The sequence below is a fragment of the Enterobacter cloacae complex sp. P40C2 genome (assembly GCF_014930695.1).
Lineage (GTDB): Bacteria > Pseudomonadota > Gammaproteobacteria > Enterobacterales > Enterobacteriaceae > Enterobacter > Enterobacter pasteurii.
Genome location: NZ_JADBRP010000018.1, coordinates 1 through 21,485, shown reverse-complemented (window position 1 = coordinate 21,485; position 21,485 = coordinate 1). Strand labels below are relative to the sequence as shown.

Below are 21,485 nucleotides of genomic sequence, written 5' to 3'. Positions count from 1 at the left end.
AATGATATCGACTCCCATTCGACGATATGGGGCCGCGATACTCATGTTACTCACCATGGCGTTTTCAGGTGAGGTGCTTGCAAAGACGCACACGGATACAACGAGTAAGAAAGCCCACGTAATAAAGACGACAAGCAGTAAGGTTAGCAGTAAACAAGAGTATTCTCGCAATAGTGCAAAGAGTAGTTCACTTCCTGATTTGCGAAAATACCCTTCCGGGACACCACGAAAAAAAGCGTTTCTCCGGACGGTAATGCCTTACATTAAAAGTCAAAATGCCGCGATTACGGCGGATCGTAACTGGCTGATCTCCAAACAGTACGATAGCCGCTGGTCGCCGTCCGAGCGTACGCGCCTGAAAGACATTGCCAAACGCTATAAGGTGAAGTGGAACGGGAACACGCGTCGCGTGCCGTGGAACTCGCTGTTAGAGCGCGTGGACATCATTCCGGGCAGTATGGTCGCGACGATGGCCGCCGCTGAAAGCGGCTGGGGCACCTCGAAGCTGGCCCGCAGCAACAACAACCTGTTTGGTATGAAATGCGCAAAAGGTCGTTGCACCAATGCGCCAGGCAAGGTGAAGGGCTATTCACAGTTTGAATCGGTGAAAGATTCCGTACATGCCTATGTGGTGAATCTGAACACCCACCCGGCCTACTCTTCGTTCCGTAAGTCGCGCGCGCAGCTGCGTAAGGCGGATCAGGAAGTGACGGCTACGGCGATGATCCACAAGCTGAAAGGTTATTCCACCCAGGGACAGCGCTACAACAACTACCTGTTCTCAATGTACCAGGATAACCAGCGTCTGATTGCCGCGCATATGTAATGAAAAACGCCTTCCATCGGAAGGCGTTTTTATTTCTAAAGCAGGACTTCGCTGTACCGTTCACGGTACTCTTTCGGCGTGGTGTCGTACTCTTTCCTGAACACCGAATAGAAATACTGTAACGACGGGTAGCCGCACATCTGTGAAATCTCGTTAATCGACAGTGAGGTGGAGATCAGCAGACTGCGAGCTTTCTCCAGCTTTTCCGCGTGAATAACGGCGTGGATCGTCTCGCCCACTTCCTCCTTGAACCGCTTTTCGAGATTCGAACGTGAAATGCCGACCGAATCCAGCACCTGATCGACCTTAATCCCTTTGCAGGCGTGGTTACGAATGTAGTGCATCGCCTGGATCACGGCCGGATCGTTTAACGAACGGTAGTCGGTTGAACGACGCTCCACCACCCGAACGGGCGGAACCAGCTGCCGCTGAAGCGGCAGGGACTCGTTGTCTAACAGCCTGTGCAGCAGCTTCGCGGCCTGATAGCCCATCTGACGGGTACCCTGCGCCACCGATGAGAGCGCCACGCGAGACAGATAGCGCGTAAGCTCCTCGTTATCGATACCAATCACGCACAGCTTTTCAGGCACCGGAATGTGCAAATGTTCGCATACCTGCAGTACGTGGCGGGCGCGGGCGTCCGTCACGGCGATAATTCCGGTCTGCGGCGGCAGCGTTTGCAGCCAGTCAGCCAGCCGGTTTTGCGCGTGCTGCCAGTTTTCTGGTGCGGTTTCCAGCCCCTGATACACCACGCCGCGGTACTTTTCCTGAGCCACCAGCTGGCAGAAGGCATATTCACGCTCCATCGCCCAGCGCTTTCCGCTGGTGGCGGGCAGCCCGTAAAACGCAAAACGATGTACGCCTTTCTCTTTTAGATGGAGAAAGGCGGCCTCGACCAGGGCGTGGTTATCCGTGGCGATGTAATGGACGGGGGGATAATGTTCCGGCGAATGGTAGGAGCCGCCAACGCCCACGATAGGGACGTCGACGCCGTTGAGCAGCTGCTCAATCACGGGATCGTCAAAGTCAGCGATGACCCCATCTCCCAGCCAGTCTTTAATGTTCTCCAGACGGGTGCGGAAATCTTCTTCGATGAAAATATCCCATTCAGATTGCGACGCCTGCAAATATTCACCAACCCCTTCAACCACCTGGCGGTCATAGGCTTTATTGGCATTGAATAACAACGTAATGCGGTGACGCTTTTCAAACATGGTTCACTTTCCCAAATTAGTCACGATACTGTTATCAGGCGCGCCGCTTGGTGGCCGAGTCCATCCAGACTGCCAGCAAAAGAATGGCACCCTTGACGATATACTGCCAAAACGTCGGCACGTCCATCATACTCATCCCGTTATCCAGCGAAGCCATAATAAATGCGCCCATTACCGCACCCGCCACGCTGCCAATGCCCCCGGCAAGGCTGGTTCCGCCAATCACGCAGGCGGCGATGGCATCCAGCTCGGCAATATTACCGGCGGAGGGGGAACCCGCGCCCAGACGCGAGCTAAGGATTAGCCCGGCGATGGCCACCATCAGCCCGTTAATGGCAAAGACGGCGAGTTTGGTGCGCTCCACGTTGATGCCCGACAGACGCGCGGCTTCAAGATTGCCGCCGATGGCATAAATACGGCGACCGAAGGCGGTACGTGTGGCCATAAACATCCCACCTAACAGCAACAGCGCCAGCAGCAGAACGGGCGTCGGGACACCGCGATAATCGTTCAGCAGCCAGATGGCCCCCAGCACAATTACGGCGGTAAGCGCCTGACGGCCAACAACCGAGGTTGAAGCAGGGGAGACCAGTCCCAGCGCCTGACGACGCATGCGTCCACGCCATTGCCACGCGATAAACGCCATCATCCCAACCACGCCGATCGTAAAGCCGACCCCGTCTGAGAGGTAGCTTTGGCCGATCTGGGACATGGAGGCGCTGGTGGGGGAGACGGTGGTGCCGTTGGTAATACCAATCAATATGCCGCGGAAGGCCAGCATCCCCGCTAAGGTGACGATAAACGACGGGACTTTACGGTAGGCTACCCACCAGCCATTCCATGCCCCAAGCAGCAGGCCCAGCACCAGCGTCACCGCAATCGTCAGCGGCAGCGGCCAGCCGAGCCAGACGTCAAAGATGGCCGCCACGCCACCGAGCAAGCCCATCATCGACCCTACCGACAGGTCAATTTCCGCGGAGATAATGACGAATACCATCCCCACCGCCAGGATGCCGGTGATGGCGGTCTGACGCAGCAGGTTTGAGATGTTACGCGCGCTCAAATAGGAGCCATCGGTCATCCAGGTAAAGAACAACATGATGACGATAATGGCTGCAATCATCACAAAAACTTGCAGGTTCAGCGATTTAAGTCCTGCGAACGCACCGGGCGTCGGAACAGCGACTTTGATATCAGACGGATTGCTTTTCGACATGGCGTTCGCTCCTTAAGGCAGCTTCCATCACCTGCTCCTGCGTCAGGTTCTGGTTGTTCAGGTTGGCTTTGAGTTTCCCTTCGTGCATGACCAGCACGCGGTCGCTCAGCCCCAGCACTTCCGGCAATTCCGACGAGATGACAATAACGGCAATCCCTTGCTGCACGAGCTGGTTGATCAGCTTGTAGATTTCATACTTCGCGCCGATATCGATCCCGCGGGTGGGTTCATCCAGGATTAAAATGCGCGGATTAAGCAGCAGGCAGCGCGCCAGAATGGCCTTCTGCTGGTTGCCGCCGCTCAGGCGCCCTATCGCCAGCTCCGGCGAGGACGTTTTCACCTTAAGCCTGGCGAGCGACTGGAGAATACACTGCTGTTCTGCGGCATCATCCAGGCTGCTCAGCGCGCCGGTAAACTGTCCGAGCGCCGCCAGCGTGATATTTTTTCCCACCGCCATCACCGGCACGATGCCGTCTTTTTTGCGGTCTTCAGGCACCATGGCAATGCCTTTGGCAATGGCCTGCTGGCAGCTGTCGATTTTCACCGGCTGGCCGTCGATATAGATTGTGCCTTCCCAGCGTCCGGGCCAGACGCCAAACAGACACTGCACGGCCTCGGTCCGTCCGGCACCCACTAAACCCGCAATGCCGAGAATTTCACCGCGGTGCAGCGAGAAGGAGATATTGTTTACGCGTCTGATGTGGCGGTTGACGGGGTGCCACGCCGTCAGGTTTTCCACGCGCAGGATCTCTTCGCCGATGGCGTGCGGTTCGTTGGGGTATAGCGCGGTCAGTTCGCGGCCTACCATCATGGTGATGATGTCATCCTCACTCATGCCTTCCGCTTCACGGGTGCCGATGTGCTGCCCGTCGCGGATCACGCAGATGGTGTCTGAAATGGCCTTGACCTCGTTGAGCTTGTGCGAAATATAGATGCAGGCGATGCCGTGATGTTGCAGGTCGCGGATGATGTTGAGCAGTACGGCAGTTTCCTGTTCGGTGAGCGAGGCGGTCGGCTCATCGAGGATCAGCAGGCGTACCTGTTTATTGAGCGCCTTGGCAATCTCCACCAGCTGCTGCTGGCCCAGACCCAGGTCGCCTACGCGGGTATCCGGTGAAATGGTAAGGCTCACCTGCGCCAGCAGCTTTTCGCAGCGCAGCGTCATGGTGTCGTAATCCAGCACGCCGTGGCGCGAGAGTTCGGCCCCGAGGAAGATATTTTCCAGCACGGTAAGGTGCTTCACCAGCGCCAGCTCCTGGTGAATGATGGCGATGCCCTTACGCTCGGTATCGCGAATGTGCGTGGCCTGGAGCACCTCACCGGCAAAAACGATTTCGCCCTCGTAGCTGCCGTGCGGGTAGATCCCACACAACACTTTCATCAGGGTGGATTTCCCCGAGCCATTTTCGCCGCACAGGGAGAGTACCTCGCCAGCGTTCAGGTGCAGGCTTACATTGTCGACGGCTTTCACCGCCCCGAAGGCTTTAGTGATGCTTTTCATTTCAAGTAAATAAGACATAACTGCTCCACATAGCCCGACAGATGAACAGGGCAGAACGATGCGCCCCTGCCGGGCAGGGGCTGCGCTGGATTACAGTTCACTCTTCTTATGGAAACCGTCTTTTACCACCGTGGCGTCAATATTCTCTTTGTTGACTTCAATAGGGGTTAACAGGCGAGCAGGCACGTCTTTCAGGCCGTTATTTAGCGTTGCATCTGCTTTAGGCTGTTGGCCATTGCCCAGCTCAACGGCAATTTCAGCGGCCGTATTGGCAAGCTCGGTGATGGGTTTATAAACCGTCATGGTCTGGGTGCCCGCGATAATGCGTTTCACACCCGCAAGGTCTGCATCCTGGCCGGAGATAGCGACTTTTCCGGCAAGCCCCTGAGCGCTCAGCGCCTGAATGGCGCCCCCCGCCGTGGCATCGTTAGAGGCTACCACCGCGTCGATTTTGTTATTATTCGCGGTTAGCGCGTTTTCCATGATTTTCAGCGCGTTTTCCGGTAACCAGCCGTCAACCCACTGGTCGCCGACGACCTTAATTTTGCCCTCGTCGATATATGGCTTAAGCACTTTCATTTGCCCCTGGCGGAACAGCTTGGCGTTGTTATCCACCGGCGAGCCGCCCATCAGGAAATAATTTCCCTGCGGCACTTTAGCCACCAGGCTTTTAGCCTGTAATTCACCGACTTTCTCATTGTCGAACGAAATATAATAATCAATATCCGCATTATTAATCATGCGGTCATAGGCCAGAACTTTTATGCCTTCCTGTTTAGCTTCTTTCACCACGTTGCTTAATACCTGGCCGTTATACGGGATAATGACCAGCACATCGACGCCCCGGTTGATCATATTCTCGATTTGCGACATTTGCGTCTCTTCGTTGCCGTTAGCGGACTGAACGAACACCTCCGCACCGAGAGATTCCGCTTTTTTAACAAAGATATCGCGATCTTTTTGCCAGCGCTCCAGGCGTAAGTCGTCAATCGCCATGCCGATTTTGACCTCTTTGGCGTGCCCGGCAAAGCTTGCAAGCAGGAGAGTAGTGCAGAGCGTTAGGGTCAGGTTCTTTATCTTCATAATTATTAGGCCTTTTTGTAGGGTATGTGTAGCTGAGATAAAAGAAACGTTCACTGCTGAGACGCAGCAAATTTTTAACGTGGAAAGGCCTGCTGGCAATTACAGATTTTTATCTTCTCATTACGATATTTGGTTTATTTCTGAATTTATGACCGCGATCGGATTTTAAAAAGCGTAACCTATTAATTACATTTGATTCTGGAATATGCGCCGAAAAATAGTTTGTCTGCACATTATTTTGCGAGCCAGCGCACAGTTGTGCATTCTCTCAATAGCAGTGTGAAATAACGTAATTGAGCAACCCAAAATGTCTATTCACTATTACTCCAGAAGCAATACCACGCCGCATACCCTGATTATGGAGCTCAATATGCAAGCTTATTTCGACCAACTCGATCGCGTTCGTTTCGAAGGCACGAAAACGACCAATCCTTTAGCATTTCGTCATTACAACCCGGATGAGCTGGTGCTGGGTAAGCGCATGGAAGATCACTTGCGCTTTGCCGCCTGTTACTGGCACACCTTCTGCTGGAACGGTGCCGATATGTTCGGTGTGGGCGCTTTTGACCGCCCCTGGCAGCAGCCGGGCGAGGCCATCGAGCTGGCAAAGCGTAAAGCCGACGTCGCGTTCGAGTTCTTCCATAAGCTGAACGTGCCGTACTACTGTTTCCACGACGTGGACGTGTCGCCGGAAGGGGCGTCGCTGAAGGAGTATCTGAACAATTTTGCGCAGATGGTCGACGTGCTGGCTGAAAAACAGCAACAAAGCGGCGTGAAGCTGCTCTGGGGTACCGCTAACTGCTTTACTAACCCCCGCTACGGCGCGGGTGCGGCAACCAACCCGGACCCGGAAGTCTTTAGCTGGGCGGCTACTCAGGTCGTGACCGCGATGAACGCCACGCATCAGCTGGGTGGCGAGAACTACGTTCTCTGGGGCGGTCGCGAAGGCTATGAAACGCTGCTCAATACCGACCTGCGTCAGGAGCGCGAGCAGATTGGCCGCTTCATGCAGATGGTGGTGGATCACAAACACAAAATTGGCTTCCGCGGCACGCTGCTGATTGAGCCAAAACCGCAGGAGCCAACCAAGCATCAGTATGACTACGATGTCGCCACCGTGTATGGCTTCCTGAAGCAGTTTGGTCTGGAAAAAGAGATCAAAGTGAACATTGAGGCTAACCACGCCACCCTGGCGGGCCACTCCTTCCATCACGAAATTGCCTCTGCGATTGCGCTGGGTATCTTCGGCTCGGTGGATGCGAACCGTGGCGACCCGCAGCTGGGCTGGGACACCGACCAGTTCCCGAACAGCGTGGAAGAGAATGCGCTGGTGATGTACGAAATCGTCAAAGCGGGCGGTTTCACCACCGGCGGCCTGAACTTCGACGCCAAAGTGCGTCGCCAGAGTACCGACAAATACGATCTGTTCTACGGCCATATTGGGGCGATGGACACGATGGCGCTGGCGCTGAAAGTGGCGGCCCGTATGATTGAAGACGGAGAGCTGGATAAGCGCGTGGCGAAGCGTTACAGCGGATGGAACAGTGAGCTGGGCCAGCAAATACTGAAAGGTCAGTTATCGCTTGCGGAGATCGCGAAGTACGCTGAACAGCATCAGCTGGCGCCGCAGCATCAGAGCGGACACCAGGAGCTGCTGGAAAACCTGGTTAATCACTATCTGTTCGATAAGTAAAAACACAGGCCCGGCTCGCCGCGCGCTGCCGGGCATTTTTGTCAAAGGAGTCACCGCAATGTATATCGGGATCGATCTTGGCACGTCGGGTGTGAAAGCCATCCTGTTAAGCGAGCAGGGCGAGGTAGTCGCAACGCAGTCTGAAAAGCTACAGGTTTCACGCCCGCATCCGCTGTGGTCTGAGCAGGATCCGGAGCAGTGGTGGCAGGCGACGGATCGCGCATTGAAAGCGTTGGGCGAGCAGCACAGCCTGCGCGACGTGAAAGCGCTGGGCATTGCCGGGCAAATGCATGGCGCCACGCTGCTGGATAGCCAGCACCGCGTCCTGCGCCCGGCGATTCTCTGGAATGACGGGCGCTGTGCAGAAGAGTGCGCGCTGCTTGAAGAGCGCGTGCCTACGTCCCGCGACATCACCGGCAACCTGATGATGCCCGGCTTCACGGCCCCCAAATTACTGTGGGTGCAGCGCCATGAACCCGACGTTTTTCGTCAGGTGGCGAAGGTTCTGTTGCCAAAAGATTACCTGCGTTTTCGCATGACGGGGGATTTTGCCAGCGATATGTCTGACGCCGCCGGCACCCTGTGGCTCGACGTGGCGAAACGGGACTGGAGCGAGGCGATGCTCGATGCCTGCCATCTGACGCGCGAGCACATGCCTGCGCTGTTCGAAGGCAGTGAAATAACGGGCGCTTTGCAGCCATCCATTGCCGAACGCTGGAATATGCCGGCCGTGCCGGTTGTTGCCGGCGGTGGCGATAACGCGGCGGGTGCCGTCGGCGTGGGGATGGTGGACGCAGGGCAGGCCATGCTCTCACTCGGCACTTCTGGCGTCTATTTTGCCGTGAGTGACGGCTATCGAAGTAACCCTGAAAGTGCTGTACACAGCTTCTGCCACGCGCTGCCGGGAAAATGGCATCTGATGTCGGTGATGCTGAGCGCGGCGTCCTGCCTCGACTGGGCGGCGAAGCTCACCGGAATGGCGGACGTCCCTGCGCTTATCGCAGCGGCACAGCAGGCGGATGAAAATGCCGGTGCGGTCTGGTTTTTACCCTATCTTTCCGGCGAGCGGACACCGCACAACAATCCGGAAGCGAAAGGGGTATTCTTCGGTCTTACCCATCAGCACGGCCCGGCGGAGCTGGCGCGCGCGGTGCTTGAAGGTGTCGGTTATGCGCTGGCGGACGGAATGGATGTGGTGCATGACTGTGGCCTGAAGCCATCCAGCATTACGCTCATTGGGGGCGGTGCGCGCAGCAGCTACTGGCGGCAAATGCTTTGCGATATCAGCGGACTCACGCTGGACTACCGCACCGGGGGAGACGTCGGCCCTGCGCTCGGTGCGGCGCGACTGGCGCAAATTGCGCTTAACCCGGATAAGCCACTGAACCAGCTTTTGCCGCAGCTGCCGCTTGAACAGCAGCATCTTCCCGATGCGAAAAACCACGCCCGCTATGCCGAAAGACGGGACGTGTTCCGCAAAATCTATCAGCAGCTTTTGCCGCTAATGTCATAAACAGGAGCCGGGGGGCGCTAACGCTTACCCGGCCTGCCAGCCTTCAACCGGGTTAGCTCACAAACCTGCGCGTATCGATGCGTTGCAGCAGCATCGAGAGCAACAGGCTGATGGCCAGCGTGGCGGTAAAGATCCAGACAATATCCAGCACCGGCCAGCTTTTAAGCTCAAAGCCGCGCGTACGCAGGGCGTGGATCGCCAGCGCGTGAAAACCGTAAATGCCCAGCGAGTGGCGTGAGATGAACCCCAGCACCGGAAGCGGACGTTCGTTCAGGGTGTTTTTCACCAGGGTCAGCAGGGAAACCGCGCAGATAAAGACCATCGGACCGCAGTACAGATACCAGGTATCGGCAAAGTTGCCGCGCCATTGCAGCTCGTGCAGCGTCCCGCGAGAGATAATAAACACGCTGGCGATAAACGCTGCCGCGCAAAGCCAGTTCATTCCCCGCTTTTGCGTGGCCATCATGCCAATGGCGCGCCCCAGCATGCCGTACAGCACGTAGTAGAACGTGTCGCCGTTGATATAGAGATTGACGGGCAGCCACTCAAAGCCCGCTATTTTCTGCGAGACGGTATTCGGGTTCGCCACAATCCCGATGACCACCATCATCGCCAGCAGCATTTTACCGCTGACGTTTTTTACCTGAATTAACGGTGAAACCAGATAAATGACGATTATCGCGAAGAAAAACCACAGATGATAGAACACGGGCTTTTGCAGCAGGTTGGTCAGGGAAAGGCCGGCGTTAATTGAGGTGAACAGGGTAATGTAGAGCAGAGAAATGGCGCTGTAGAAAAGCAGACACGAGGCGATACGGATGAAATGTCTCGGCTGCGCGCTCCGCTCGCCAAAAAAGAGAAAACCGGAAATCATAAAGAACAGCGGGACGCTCACGCGGGAGGCCGAGTTCAGGATATTGGCGACATCCCAGTTAACGGGGCTGATACTGTGCGCGTTTGTGACATACCAGGTCGTCGTGTGGATCATCACCACCATCAGACAGGCTATTCCCCGCAGGTTATCAATCCAGTTAATTTTTGACTGCATCAGTTCCTCTGTATTCCTGATAAAGAAAGTGTGACTGCGTTTGGGTAAATCTTTTCCCTTGGAAAATTCTGAGTTTAGCCAGGCTATCTTGTAGGGAGCAGGCGAGATTCGCAGAATGAAGGACTTTACTCTATAAACGTATTGCTACTAAAAATAACAGCCACTGGCCAGGGCGGTAATAAAAATGATGATGAAGCGTGGGGCGTCACTCTTTCTGCTGCTTTTATTAGCGGGATGTAGTGCTTCTGAGGAGGCACCTGCACAAAAAGCGCAGCAGGGAAAAATCAGCCCGGAGCGCTCCCTGAACATGGAGCAGCTGTGCAAAGATCGGGCGGCTCACCGCTATAACGCCGATGCACAGAAAATAAACGTGACCGGCTTTGAGCGCTTTCAGGGCAGCTATGAGCTTAAAGGCTATACTGCACGTAAAGAGGGCTTTGTCTGCTCTTTTGATGCAGACGGCCAGTTTTTACATCTCTCAATGCGCTAAACTGCTTGCATAATCAGCAGCCAGAGCCCTTACAGGTTCTGGCTACGCGCCTTATTCCCCAATTTATCTTAAACAACCCCGTTTCGTACTGTATATCTTGCAGCCAGCGGGTATACTGATCCCTTCCATTTAAATCCACACGTATCCAGCACGAAATACTATGCAAAAGTTTGATACCAAGACCTTCCAGGGCCTGATCCTGACCTTACAGGATTACTGGGCTCGTCAGGGCTGCACCATTGTTCAACCTTTGGACATGGAAGTTGGCGCAGGCACCTCACACCCGATGACCAGCCTGCGCGCGTTAGGGCCAGAGCCAATGGCGACCGCCTACGTGCAGCCATCCCGTCGTCCGACCGATGGCCGTTACGGCGAAAACCCGAACCGTCTGCAGCACTACTATCAGTTCCAGGTGGTGATTAAGCCATCACCAGACAATATTCAGGAACTGTACCTCGGGTCACTGAAAGAGCTGGGTATGGATCCGACCATTCACGACATTCGTTTCGTGGAAGACAACTGGGAGAACCCAACGCTGGGTGCCTGGGGTCTGGGTTGGGAAGTGTGGCTGAACGGCATGGAAGTGACCCAGTTTACCTACTTCCAGCAGGTTGGCGGTCTGGAATGTAAGCCGATCACCGGTGAAATCACCTATGGTCTGGAACGTCTGGCAATGTACATTCAGGGCGTAGACAGCGTTTACGACCTGGTCTGGAGCGACGGCCCGCTGGGTAAAACCACCTACGGCGACGTGTTTCATCAGAACGAAGTGGAGCAATCCACCTATAACTTCGAATACGCGGACGTGGACTTCCTGTTCACCTGCTTCGAGCAGTACGAGAAAGAAGCGCAGCAGCTGCTGGCGCTGGAGACTCCGCTGCCGCTGCCTGCCTACGAGCGTATTCTGAAGGCCGCCCACAGCTTCAACCTGCTGGATGCCCGCAAAGCAATCTCCGTGACTGAACGTCAGCGCTACATTCTGCGTATTCGTACCCTGACCAAAGCCGTTGCAGAAGCTTACTACGCGTCCCGTGAAGCCCTTGGCTTCCCGATGTGCAACCGAAACAAATAAGAGGCGGCCATGTCTGAGAAAACTTTCCTGGTGGAAATCGGCACCGAAGAGCTGCCACCAAAAGCCCTGCGCAGCCTGGCTGAGTCTTTCGCTGCGAACGTCACTGCTGAGCTGGATAACGCCGGCCTGGCGCACGGTAAAATTGAGTGGTTTGCTGCCCCGCGTCGTCTGGCGCTGAAGGTGGCAAATCTGGCGGCGTCCCAGCCGGATCGTGAAGTCGAAAAACGTGGCCCGGCGATTGCCCAGGCGTTCGACGCGGAAGGCAAGCCAAGCAAGGCGGCTGAAGGCTGGGCGCGCGGCTGCGGCATCACCGTTGACCAGGCCGAGCGTCTGACAACCGATAAAGGTGAATGGCTGCTGTATCGTGCCCATGTGAAAGGCGAAAGCGCAGAAGCGCTGCTGCCGAACATGATCGCGACCTCGCTGGCTAAGCTGCCGATTCCTAAGCTGATGCGCTGGGGCGCGTCCGACGTTCACTTCGTGCGTCCGGTTCACACCGTAACCCTGCTGCTGGGCGACACCGTTATTCCGGCAACCATTCTGGGCGTGGCGTCCGATCGCGTCATTCGCGGCCACCGCTTTATGGGCGAGCCAGAGTTCACCATCGACAATGCCGACCAGTATCCGCAGATCCTGCTGGAGCGCGGTAAGGTCATTGCTGACTACGAACAGCGTAAAGCCAAAATTAAAGCGGACGCAGAAGAAGCGGCGCGTAAGATTGGCGGAAACGCCGATCTGAGCGACAGCCTGCTGGAAGAAGTCACCTCTCTGGTTGAATGGCCCGTTGTGCTGACCGCGAAGTTCGAAGAGAAATTCCTCGCCGTTCCGGCAGAAGCGCTGGTGTACACCATGAAGGGTGACCAGAAGTACTTCCCGGTTTACGCCAACGACGGCAAGCTGCTGCCAAACTTCATCTTCGTCGCGAATATCGAATCCAAAGATCCGAGCCAGATTATCTCCGGTAACGAGAAAGTGGTGCGTCCGCGTCTGGCGGATGCCGAGTTCTTCTTCAATACCGACCGTAAAAAACGTCTGGAAGATAACCTGCCGCGTCTGCAAACCGTACTGTTCCAGCAGCAGCTGGGTACGCTGCGCGACAAGACCGACCGTATCGCGGAACTGTCCGGCTGGATTGCCCGTGAAATTGGCGCGGACGTTAACCACGCCACCCGCGCGGGCCTGCTCTCCAAGTGTGACCTGATGACCAACATGGTGTTCGAATTTACCGACACCCAGGGCGTCATGGGCATGCACTACGCGCGTCACGATGGCGAAGCGGAAGATGTGGCGGTAGCCCTGAACGAGCAGTATCAGCCGCGCTTTGCCGGTGACGATCTGCCGTCTAACCCGGTTGCCTGCGCCGTGGCGATTGCCGATAAGATGGACACCCTGGCGGGTATCTTCGGTATCGGTCAGCATCCAAAAGGCGACAAAGACCCGTTCGCGCTGCGTCGTGCCGCGCTGGGCGTGCTGCGTATCATCGTTGAGAAGAACCTGAACCTCGATCTGCAAACGCTGACTGAAGAAGCGGTGCGTCTGTACGGCGACAAGCTGACCAATGCGAAGGTTGTTGATGATGTTATCGACTTTATGCTCGGTCGATTCCGCGCGTGGTATCAGGACGAAGGCTACAGCGTCGATACCATTCAGGCGGTGCTGGCGCGTCGTCCAACCCGTCCGGCAGATTTCGATGCGCGAATGAAGGCGGTATCGCACTTCCGTACGCTGGAAGCGGCATCAGCCCTGGCCGCGGCCAACAAGCGCGTCTCGAACATCCTCGCGAAATCCGACGAGACGCTGAACGAGCGCGTAAACGCCGCGACGCTGAAAGAGCCGGAAGAGATCGCTCTGGCGATGCAGGTTGTCGTGCTGCGTGACAAGCTGGAACCGTACTTCGCGGAAGGCCGCTACCAGGAAGCGCTGGTGGAGCTGGCGGAGCTGCGTGACGTGATCGACGCCTTCTTCGAGAAAGTGATGGTGAACGTGGAAGATAAAGAGCTGCGTATTAACCGTCTCTCTATGCTTGAGAAGCTGCGTGAGCTGTTCCTGCGCGTGGCGGATATTTCGCTGCTGCAATAATGCAAAAAACCCGCCCCTGACAGGCGGGAAGAACGGCAACTAAACTCATGCCGGGCGGCAAAAGCAGCCCGGCTTTTTATTACACTCTCTCAAATACCGTTGCGATACCCTGACCCAACCCGATACACATTGTTGCCAGACCAAACTGGGCATCTTTGCGTTCCATCAGGTTAATCAGCGTGGTGCTGATGCGCGCCCCGGAGCAGCCCAGCGGGTGGCCGAGGGCAATCGCGCCGCCGTTGAGGTTAATCTTCTCGTCTACCTGATCCATCAGGCCCAGATCCTTAATGCACGGCAGGATCTGCGCGGCGAAGGCTTCGTTCATTTCGAACAGATCGATGTCGCTGGCGGTTAATCCCGCTTTTTTCAGCGCCAGTTTTGACGCCGGAACCGGACCGTAACCCATGATGGAAGGATCGCAGCCCACGACCGCCATCGAACGCACGCGGGCACGCGGGGTCAGGCCTAGCTCGCGGGCGCGGCTTTCGCTCATCACCAGCATTGCGGCGGCGCCGTCGGACAGGGCAGACGAGGTGCCCGCCGTTACCGTGCCGGTGACCGGATCAAATGCCGGACGCAGGGCAGAAAGCGCTTCGACCGTGGTTTCAGGGCGGATCACTTCGTCGTAGCTGAACTGCTTCAGTACGCCGTCTGCGTCGTGGCCGCCGGTTGGGATAATCTCATTCTTAAAGGCGCCGGACTGCGTGGCGGCCCAGGCGCGGGCGTGCGAGCGCGCGGCGAAGGCATCCTGCATTTCACGGCTGATGCCGTGCAGGCGGGAGAGCATCTCGGCGGTCAGGCCCATCATACCGGCGGCTTTCGCCACGTTGCGGCTCATGCCCGGGTGGAAATCGACCCCGTGGCTCATCGGCACGTGGCCCATGTGCTCCACGCCGCCCACCAGGCAGGCCTGCGCGTCGCCGGTCATGATCATGCGCGCCGCGTCGTGCAGGGCCTGCATTGACGAACCGCACAGGCGGTTGACGGTAACCGCCGGAACCGAATGCGGGATCTCCGCCAGCAGAGACGCGTTACGGGCGATGTTGAAGCCCTGCTCCAGCGTCTGCTGGACGCAGCCCCAGTAGATATCGTCCAGCGCTGTTGGGTCCAGCGCCGGGTTACGCGCCAGCAGGCTACGCATCAGGTGCGCGGAGAGATCTTCCGCCCGCACGTTACGGAACGCGCCGCCTTTTGAACGGCCCATCGGGGTGCGAATCGCATCAACAATGACAACCTTTTCCATTGTGACTCCTTAAGCCGTTTTCAGCGCGCCAACCGGACGGGCTGGCTCGACTGCTGGATAGTAGGGTTCGTTATGGCGCGCTTTGTTACGCAGACCTTCCGGCACGTCATAAAGCGGGCCGAGGTGCTGATACTGCTGAGCCATATCGAGGTAGCGGGCGCTGCCGAGCGTATCCAGCCAGCGGAACGCGCCGCCGTGGAACGGCGGGAAGCCCAGACCGTACACCAGCGCCATATCCGCTTCTGCCGGGCTGGCGATAATGCCTTCTTCCAGACAGCGCACCACTTCGTTAATCATCGGGATCATCATGCGGGCGATGATTTCATCGTCGGTGAAGTCGCGTTTCGGCTGACTGACGTCGGCCAGCAGGCCATCCACCGCCGGATCTTCTTCTTTCTTCGGTTTGCCTTTGCTGTCTTCCTTATAACGCCAGAAGCCCAGGCCGTTTTTCTGACCAAAGCGGCTGGCATCGAACAGGGCGTCAATCGCGTCGCGATAGTCTTTCTGCATACGCTGCGGGAAGCCGGCAGCCATGACCGCCTGGGCGTGATGCGCGGTGTCGATCCCGACCACGTCCAGCAGGTAGGCCGGGCCCATCGGCCAGCCGAACCGTTTTTCCATCACTTTGTCGATGTTGCGGAAGTCCGCGCCGTCGCGCAGCAGCTGGCTGAAGCCGGCGAAGTACGGGAACAGCACGCGGTTAACGAAGAAGCCCGGGCAGTCGTTAACGACGATTGGCGTTTTGCCCATTTTGCTGGCCCACGCCACCACTTTGGCGATGGTGTCGTCAGAGGTTTTTTCCCCACGGATCACTTCGACCAGCGGCATACGGTGCACCGGGTTAAAGAAGTGCATCCCGCAGAAGTTTTCCGGACGCTTCAGCACGCTCGCCAGTTCGCTGATGGGGATGGTGGAGGTGTTGGAGGCCAGCACGGTTTCCGGACGAACCTTCTCTTCGGTTTCGGCCAGCACCGCTTTTTTAACGTTCGGGTTCTCGACGACCGCTTCAACCACCACGTCAACGCGATCGAAACCGCTGTATTCCAGCACGGGCTGAATGGTGGAGATCACGCCGGAGAGCTTCAGTCCGTCAATTTTGCCGCGCTCAAGCTGTTTATTCAGCAGCTTGGCCGCTTCGGTCATGCCCAGCGTCAGGGATTTTTCATTGATGTCTTTCATCACAACCGGCACGCCTTTCCAGGCGGACTGGTAAGCGATGCCGCCGCCCATAATGCCGGCGCCGAGCACCGCCGCGTGTTTTGGCGTCTCAACGTTTTTGGTCAGCTGTTTAGCCTTTCCCTTAACGAATTGATCGTTAAGGAAGATGCCGACCAGCGCGCGGGCTTCACTGGTGTGCGCCAGCGGGACAAAGCTCTGATTTTCAAGCTTCAGGGCTTCATCGCGACCCAGACGGGCTGCGGCTTCGATGGTTTTTACCGCCGTGATGGGCGCCGGGTAGTGTTTACCTGCCGTCTGCATCACCATGCCTTTGGCGATGGTAAAGCTCATGGTGGCTTCAATTTTGCTGAGCTTCAGTGGCTCGAGCTTCGGCTGGCGTTTGGCTTTCCAGTCGAGGTCGCCGTTAATCGCCTGTCGCAGAATGGCGACGGCACCGTCGACCAGTTTCTCAGGTTTGACGACGCCGTCCACCAGGCCGATTTTCTGCGCCTGCTCCGCGCCAACGTCTTTACCGGCGGCAATGATTTCCAGCGCGCTGTCTGCGCCCAGCATGCGCGGCATACGTACGGAGCCGCCAAAGCCCGGCATAATGCCCAGTTTGGTCTCCGGCAGGCCGATGCGCAGGTCAGGGGTGGCCAGACGGTAATCAGTGGCTAACACACATTCGCAGCCGCCGCCCAGCGCGTAGCCGTTAACGGCGGAAATGGTCGGGACAGGCAGGTCTTCCAGACGATTAAAGACGCTGTTGGCGAAATGCAGCCACTGGCTCAGCTGTTCTTCCGGCACCATAAACAGCGACAGAAACTCGGTGATATCTGCACCAACGATAAAGGCCGCTTTGTTTGAGCGCAGCAGCAGCCCTTTCAAATCTGATTGCTTTTCAAGTACATCCAGCGCCTGGCCAAGACTGGCCACCGTCGCGGTATCAAGCTTGTTCACTGAGCCGGGGGCATCGAACACCAGTTCGGCAATGCCATCTTCCAGCCAGTCTACGTACAGGGTGTCGCCTTTGTAGAGCATGTCGGTCTCCTGAATCCAGCAATTGGATCTGGTCATACCAGATGAGACGGAGTGTGGAATTTATGTTAATAAAATGCAAATTACTCATTAAGAAAATGCTGCACTGATCACGGTCGGCGGAAATCACGCAGCCGGAGTGAGGTGTGCTAAGATGCGATGACTTGAGGTCAAAAAAACGAAAGGAAGAATGATGGACTCACTGGCTTCGCTCTATAAAAATCATATCGTTACCCTACAGGAACGTACCCGCGATGTACTGGCCCGCTTCAAGCTGGATGCCCTGCTGATCCACTCCGGCGAGCTGATGAATACGTTTCTTGATGACCACGCTTATCCCTTCAAGGTTAACCCGCAGTTTAAAGCCTGGGTGCCCGTCACGCAGGTTCCAAATTGCTGGCTGCTGGTGGATGGCGTGAACAAGCCGAAACTGTGGTTCTACCTGCCGGTGGATTACTGGCACAACGTGGAACCGCTGCCGACCTCTTTCTGGACCGAAGAAATTGACGTGATTGCGCTGCCGAAAGCGGACGGCATTGGCAGCCAGCTGCCAGCGGCGCGCGGCAACATCGGCTACATTGGCCCTGTGCCTGAACGTGCGCTTGGCCTGGATATCCCGGCCGATAAGCTCAACCCGAAAGGGGTGCTGGATTATCTGCATTACTATCGCGCTTATAAGACCGACTACGAACTTTACTGCATGCGTGAAGCGCAAAAAACGGCGGTGAATGGCCACCGCGCGGCGCATGAGGCGTTCCAGTCAGGCATGAGCGAGTTCGATATCAACCTGGCGTACCTGACCGCGACCGGTCATCGCGATACCGACGTGCCTTACAGCAACATCGTGGCGCTCAACGAGCATGCCTCGGTTCTGCACTATACCAAACTGGATCACCAGGTTCCGTCTGAGATGCGCAGCTTCCTGCTTGACGCGGGTGCCGAGTACAACGGCTACGCGGCAGACCTCACCCGTACGTGGGCGGCAAATGCGGATACCGATTTTGCGCACCTGATTAAAGACGTGAACGATGAACAGCTGGCGCTTATCGGCACCATGAAAGCGGGTACCAGCTATGTGGATTACCATATCCAGTTCCATCAGCGCATCGCTAAACTGCTGCGCAAGCATCAGATTGTCAAAGACATGAGCGAAGAGGCGATGGTTGAGAACGATCTGACCGGGCCATTTATGCCGCACGGTATCGGCCACCCGCTGGGTTTGCAGGTGCACGACGTTGCGGGCTTTATGCAGGACGATACCGGTACGCACCTGGCGGCGCCGTCGAAATATCCTTACCTGCGCTGTACCCGCGTTCTGGCACCGCGCATGGTATTGACCATCGAGCCGGGCATCTACTTTATTGAATCTCTGCTGGCGCCGTGGCGTGAAGGGCAGTTCAGCAAGCACTTCAACTGGGAAAAAATTGAAGCGCTGAAGCCGTTTGGCGGCATTCGTATCGAAGATAACGTGGTTATCCATGAGAACAGCATCGAGAACATGACGCGAGACCTGAAGCTGGCCTGATGGAAAGCTGGCTGATACCGGCTGAGCCGGTCACTTTTGTTGAGGAAATCAAGAAAAGCCGCTTTATCACGCTGCTGGCGCATACCGACGGCGTGGAGGCGGCAAAGGCGTTCGTCGAGTCCGTTCGCGCGCAGCACCCCGATGCCCGCCACCACTGCGTGGCGTGGGTAGCCGGGCCGCCGAACGACTCACAGCAGCTCGGGTTTTCTGACGACGGTGAACCGGCGGGCACGGCCGGAAAACCGATGCTCTCCCAGCTAATGGGCAGCGGCGTGGGCGAGATAACCGCCGTCGTGGTTCGCTACTACGGCGGCATTTTGTTAGGCACCGGTGGCCTGGTAAAAGCCTACGGTGGCGGAGTCCAGCAGGCGCTTAATCTTCTGACAACGACCCGCAAAACGCCGCTAACCGAATATACTTTGTTATGCGATTACGCCCAGCTTTCGGGTGTAGAAACACTGCTTAAACAGTTTAACGGCGTCATCGCGCACAGTGATTATCAGGCAATGGTGCAATTACGCGTGGCGCTTCCTCAGGCGGAACTGGCTGCTTTTTCAGCAAAACTCGCTGATTTTAGTCGCGGTTCATTGCAATTACTGCCGATTGAAGAATAATCCCCACCTCACAATTTTGAATACCTAAGGAAGCGGCAGAGATGCATTTTCGTGCCATTACCCGAATCGTTGGATTACTGGTGATACTTTTTTCCGGAACGATGATCATTCCCGGTCTGGTGGCGCTTATCTACCGGGACGGCGCGGGGCGTGCATTTACGCAAACCTTTTTTGTGGCGCTGACCATTGGTTCGCTGCTGTGGTGGCCAAACCGTCGTGAGAAAGGCGAGCTGAAAGCCCGGGAAGGTTTTCTGATTGTCGTCCTGTTCTGGACGGTGCTGGGAAGCGTCGGTGCGCTGCCGTTTATCTTCTCTGAACAACCGAATCTCACCATCACGGATGCGTTTTTTGAGTCGTTCTCCGGCTTAACGACCACCGGGGCTACCACGCTTGTAGGGCTGGACTCGCTCCCTCATGCGATCCTCTTTTATCGGCAGATGCTGCAGTGGTTCGGCGGTATGGGGATCATCGTCCTGGCGGTGGCTATTCTGCCGATTCTGGGCGTCGGCGGGATGCAGCTTTACCGGGCCGAAATGCCCGGCCCGCTAAAAGATAACAAAATGCGCCCACGCATTGCGGAGACGGCGAAGACCCTGTGGCTTATTTATGTCCTGCTGACGGTGGCCTGTGCGCTGGCGCTGTGGTTTGCCGGGATGCCTGCTTTTGATGCTATCGGGCACAGCTTTGCGACTATCGCTATCGGCGGGTTCTCTACGCACGATGCCAGCGTAGGCTACTTCGACAGCCCGACGATCAATACCATCATTGCTATCTTTCTGCTGATCTCAGGCTGTAACTACGGTCTACACTTCTCCTTGCTGAGCGGACGCAGCCTGAAGGTGTACTGGCGCGACCCGGAATTCCGGATGTTTATTGGCGTCCAGCTGACGCTGGTTGTCATCTGTACCCTGGTGCTGTGGTTCCACGATGTCTATAACTCGGCGGTTACGACCCTGAACCAGGCGTTCTTCCAGGTGGTATCAATGGCGACTACCGCTGGTTTCACCACGGACAGTATCGCGCGTTGGCCGCTGTTCCTGCCGGTACTGCTGTTGTGTTCTGCGTTTATCGGCGGCTGTGCCGGGTCGACGGGCGGCGGCCTGAAGGTGATCCGTATTCTGCTGCTGTTTAAGCAGGGGAACCGTGAGCTGAAGCGTCTGGTTCACCCGAACGCGGTTTACAGCATCAAGCTGGGGAACCGCGCGCTGCCGGAGCGTATCCTCGAAGCGGTGTGGGGGTTCTTCTCTGCGTATGCGCTGGTCTTTATTGTCAGTATGCTGGCGATTATCGCCACGGGCGTGGATGATTTTTCCGCCTTCGCCTCTGTGGTGGCAACGTTAAACAACCTGGGGCCAGGGCTGGGCGTAGTGGCGGATAACTTTGCCAGTATGAACCCGGTGGCGAAGTGGATCTTAATCGCCAATATGCTGTTTGGTCGTCTTGAGGTCTTTACGCTGCTGGTGCTGTTCACCCCAACATTCTGGCGTGAGTAAGGAGACATTAGTGAAAACGTTAATTCTTTTCTCAACGCGTGACGGGCAAACGCGTGAGATTGCTTCATATCTGGCTTCTGAACTCAAAGAGCTGGGCATTTACTCTGATGTGGTGAACCTGAATCGCACGGAGCAAATTTCCTGGCAGGATTACGACCGTGTGGTGATTGGCGCATCAATTCGTTACGGCCATTTCCATCCGGCGCTGGATCGCTTTGTGAAAAAGCATACGGCGGAGCTTGATAAGCTGCCCGGCGCATTTTACTCGGTCAACCTGGTCGCCCGTAAAGCCGAGAAGCGCACGCCGCAGACCAACAGCTATACGCGCAAGTTTTTGCTGAGTTCACCCTGGCAGCCCGATATCTGTTCTGTCTTTGCTGGTGCGCTGCGCTACCCGCGCTATCGCTGGTACGACCGCTTTATGATCCGCCTGATCATGAAGATGACGGGCGGCGAAACCGATACGCGTAAAGAGGTGGTTTATACCGACTGGGCTCAGGTTGCCAGTTTTGCCCGTGAAATTGCGCGTTTAACGGACGATTCGCGGGTTAAATAAGCGTTGAGTTTGAAAAGTGAGCGAACGAAAAGTTTTTTGTATTTTGTGCTTGTCACTTCGGAAGAACTCCCTATAATGCGCCTCCACTGACACGGAACAACGGCACGCAAGCCGCCGGGTCAG

At 56.5% G+C, this 21,485-nt stretch carries 17 protein-coding genes; 10 read left to right on the top strand and 7 right to left on the bottom strand.

The features are described from left to right. Nucleotide 1: 1 nt before the first annotated feature. Entirely contained in the window at nt 2-826 is an 825-nt protein-coding gene (locus IM304_RS21305) for a protein bax (RefSeq protein ID WP_148422489.1), read from the top strand. 35 nt (nt 827-861) lie between these two features. Here IM304_RS21305 and xylR read toward each other — a convergent pair whose 3' ends face one another. The 4 genes from xylR to xylF form a co-directional block, all read right to left on the bottom strand. Then, on the bottom strand, nt 862-2,040 hold the full coding sequence (xylR, locus tag IM304_RS21300; protein WP_148422490.1) for a D-xylose utilization transcriptional activator XylR: 1,179 nt from the start codon (nt 2,038-2,040) through the stop codon (nt 862-864). A 34-nt stretch (nt 2,041-2,074) separates the two neighbouring features. Beyond that, on the bottom strand, nt 2,075-3,256 hold the full coding sequence (xylH, locus tag IM304_RS21295; protein WP_193355522.1) for a xylose ABC transporter permease XylH: 1,182 nt from the start codon (nt 3,254-3,256) through the stop codon (nt 2,075-2,077). Then, nucleotides 3,234-4,775 (bottom strand): xylose ABC transporter ATP-binding protein, encoded by a 1,542-nt coding sequence (locus tag IM304_RS21290; protein WP_193355521.1) that lies wholly within the window; start codon nt 4,773-4,775, stop codon nt 3,234-3,236. The genes xylH and IM304_RS21290 overlap by 23 nt, the downstream gene beginning before the upstream one ends. A 72-nt stretch (nt 4,776-4,847) precedes the next feature. After that, a complete protein-coding gene (gene xylF / locus IM304_RS21285; protein ID WP_176609227.1) occupies nt 4,848-5,840 on the bottom strand; it encodes a D-xylose ABC transporter substrate-binding protein in 993 nt (330 codons plus the stop codon). A 370-nt stretch (nt 5,841-6,210) separates the two neighbouring features. On the opposite strand from xylF, the gene xylA reads away from it, so the two are divergent. Together xylA and xylB are read left to right on the top strand one after the other, a co-directional pair. Beyond that, a complete protein-coding gene (xylA, locus tag IM304_RS21280; protein ID WP_148422505.1) occupies nt 6,211-7,533 on the top strand; it encodes a xylose isomerase in 1,323 nt (440 codons plus the stop codon). Between the two features lie 58 nt (nt 7,534-7,591). After that, complete coding sequence (gene xylB, locus IM304_RS21275; protein WP_193355520.1) at nt 7,592-9,046, top strand: xylulokinase; 1,455 nt, start codon at nt 7,592-7,594, stop codon at nt 9,044-9,046. Nucleotides 9,047-9,098: 52 nt separating this feature from the next. On the opposite strand, the gene IM304_RS21270 is transcribed toward xylB, so the two are convergent. Next, entirely contained in the window at nt 9,099-10,094 is a 996-nt protein-coding gene (locus IM304_RS21270) for an acyltransferase (protein WP_193355519.1), read from the bottom strand. A 184-nt stretch (nt 10,095-10,278) separates the two neighbouring features. On the opposite strand from IM304_RS21270, the gene IM304_RS21265 reads away from it, so the two are divergent. From IM304_RS21265 to glyS, 3 genes are all read left to right on the top strand, one after another. After that, a complete protein-coding gene (locus IM304_RS21265; RefSeq protein WP_148422496.1) occupies nt 10,279-10,584 on the top strand; it encodes a YsaB family lipoprotein in 306 nt (101 codons plus the stop codon). A gap of 160 nt (nt 10,585-10,744) precedes the next feature. Further along, nucleotides 10,745-11,656 carry a glycine--tRNA ligase subunit alpha gene (gene glyQ / locus IM304_RS21260; RefSeq protein ID WP_003860141.1) on the top strand — a complete coding sequence of 304 codons (912 nt, stop codon included), beginning with the start codon at nt 10,745-10,747 and terminating at the stop codon, nt 11,654-11,656. A 9-nt stretch (nt 11,657-11,665) separates the two neighbouring features. After that, nucleotides 11,666-13,735 (top strand): glycine--tRNA ligase subunit beta, encoded by a 2,070-nt coding sequence (glyS, locus tag IM304_RS21255; protein WP_148422497.1) that lies wholly within the window; start codon nt 11,666-11,668, stop codon nt 13,733-13,735. Between the two features lie 79 nt (nt 13,736-13,814). Here glyS and fadA read toward each other — a convergent pair whose 3' ends face one another. Both fadA and fadB read right to left on the bottom strand, forming a co-directional pair. Then, nucleotides 13,815-14,978, bottom strand: coding sequence for an acetyl-CoA C-acyltransferase FadA (gene fadA, locus IM304_RS21250; RefSeq protein ID WP_193355518.1), 1,164 nt, complete (start codon nt 14,976-14,978; stop codon nt 13,815-13,817). Between the two features lie 9 nt (nt 14,979-14,987). Beyond that, a complete protein-coding gene (gene fadB / locus IM304_RS21245; RefSeq protein ID WP_148422499.1) occupies nt 14,988-17,177 on the bottom strand; it encodes a fatty acid oxidation complex subunit alpha FadB in 2,190 nt (729 codons plus the stop codon). A gap of 190 nt (nt 17,178-17,367) precedes the next feature. Between fadB and pepQ the strand changes: the two genes are divergently transcribed. Genes pepQ through hemG form a run of 4 tightly spaced genes read left to right on the top strand, consistent with a single transcriptional unit; the run spans nt 17,368 to nt 21,362 of the window. Continuing rightward, entirely contained in the window at nt 17,368-18,699 is a 1,332-nt protein-coding gene (gene pepQ, locus IM304_RS21240) for a Xaa-Pro dipeptidase (RefSeq protein ID WP_148422506.1), read from the top strand. After that, the gene (locus IM304_RS21235; RefSeq protein ID WP_176609233.1) at nt 18,699-19,313 is read left to right on the top strand and encodes an IMPACT family protein; all 615 of its coding nucleotides are present in this window, start codon (nt 18,699-18,701) and stop codon (nt 19,311-19,313) included. The genes pepQ and IM304_RS21235 overlap by 1 nt, the downstream gene beginning before the upstream one ends. 41 nt (nt 19,314-19,354) lie before the next feature. After that, nucleotides 19,355-20,806, top strand: a complete 1,452-nt coding sequence (gene trkH / locus IM304_RS21230; RefSeq protein ID WP_193355517.1) for a Trk system potassium transporter TrkH — start codon at nt 19,355-19,357, stop codon at nt 20,804-20,806. A 10-nt stretch (nt 20,807-20,816) separates the two neighbouring features. Next, on the top strand, nt 20,817-21,362 hold the full coding sequence (hemG, locus tag IM304_RS21225) for a menaquinone-dependent protoporphyrinogen IX dehydrogenase (protein WP_193355516.1): 546 nt from the start codon (nt 20,817-20,819) through the stop codon (nt 21,360-21,362). Nucleotides 21,363-21,485: the final 123 nt, after the last annotated feature.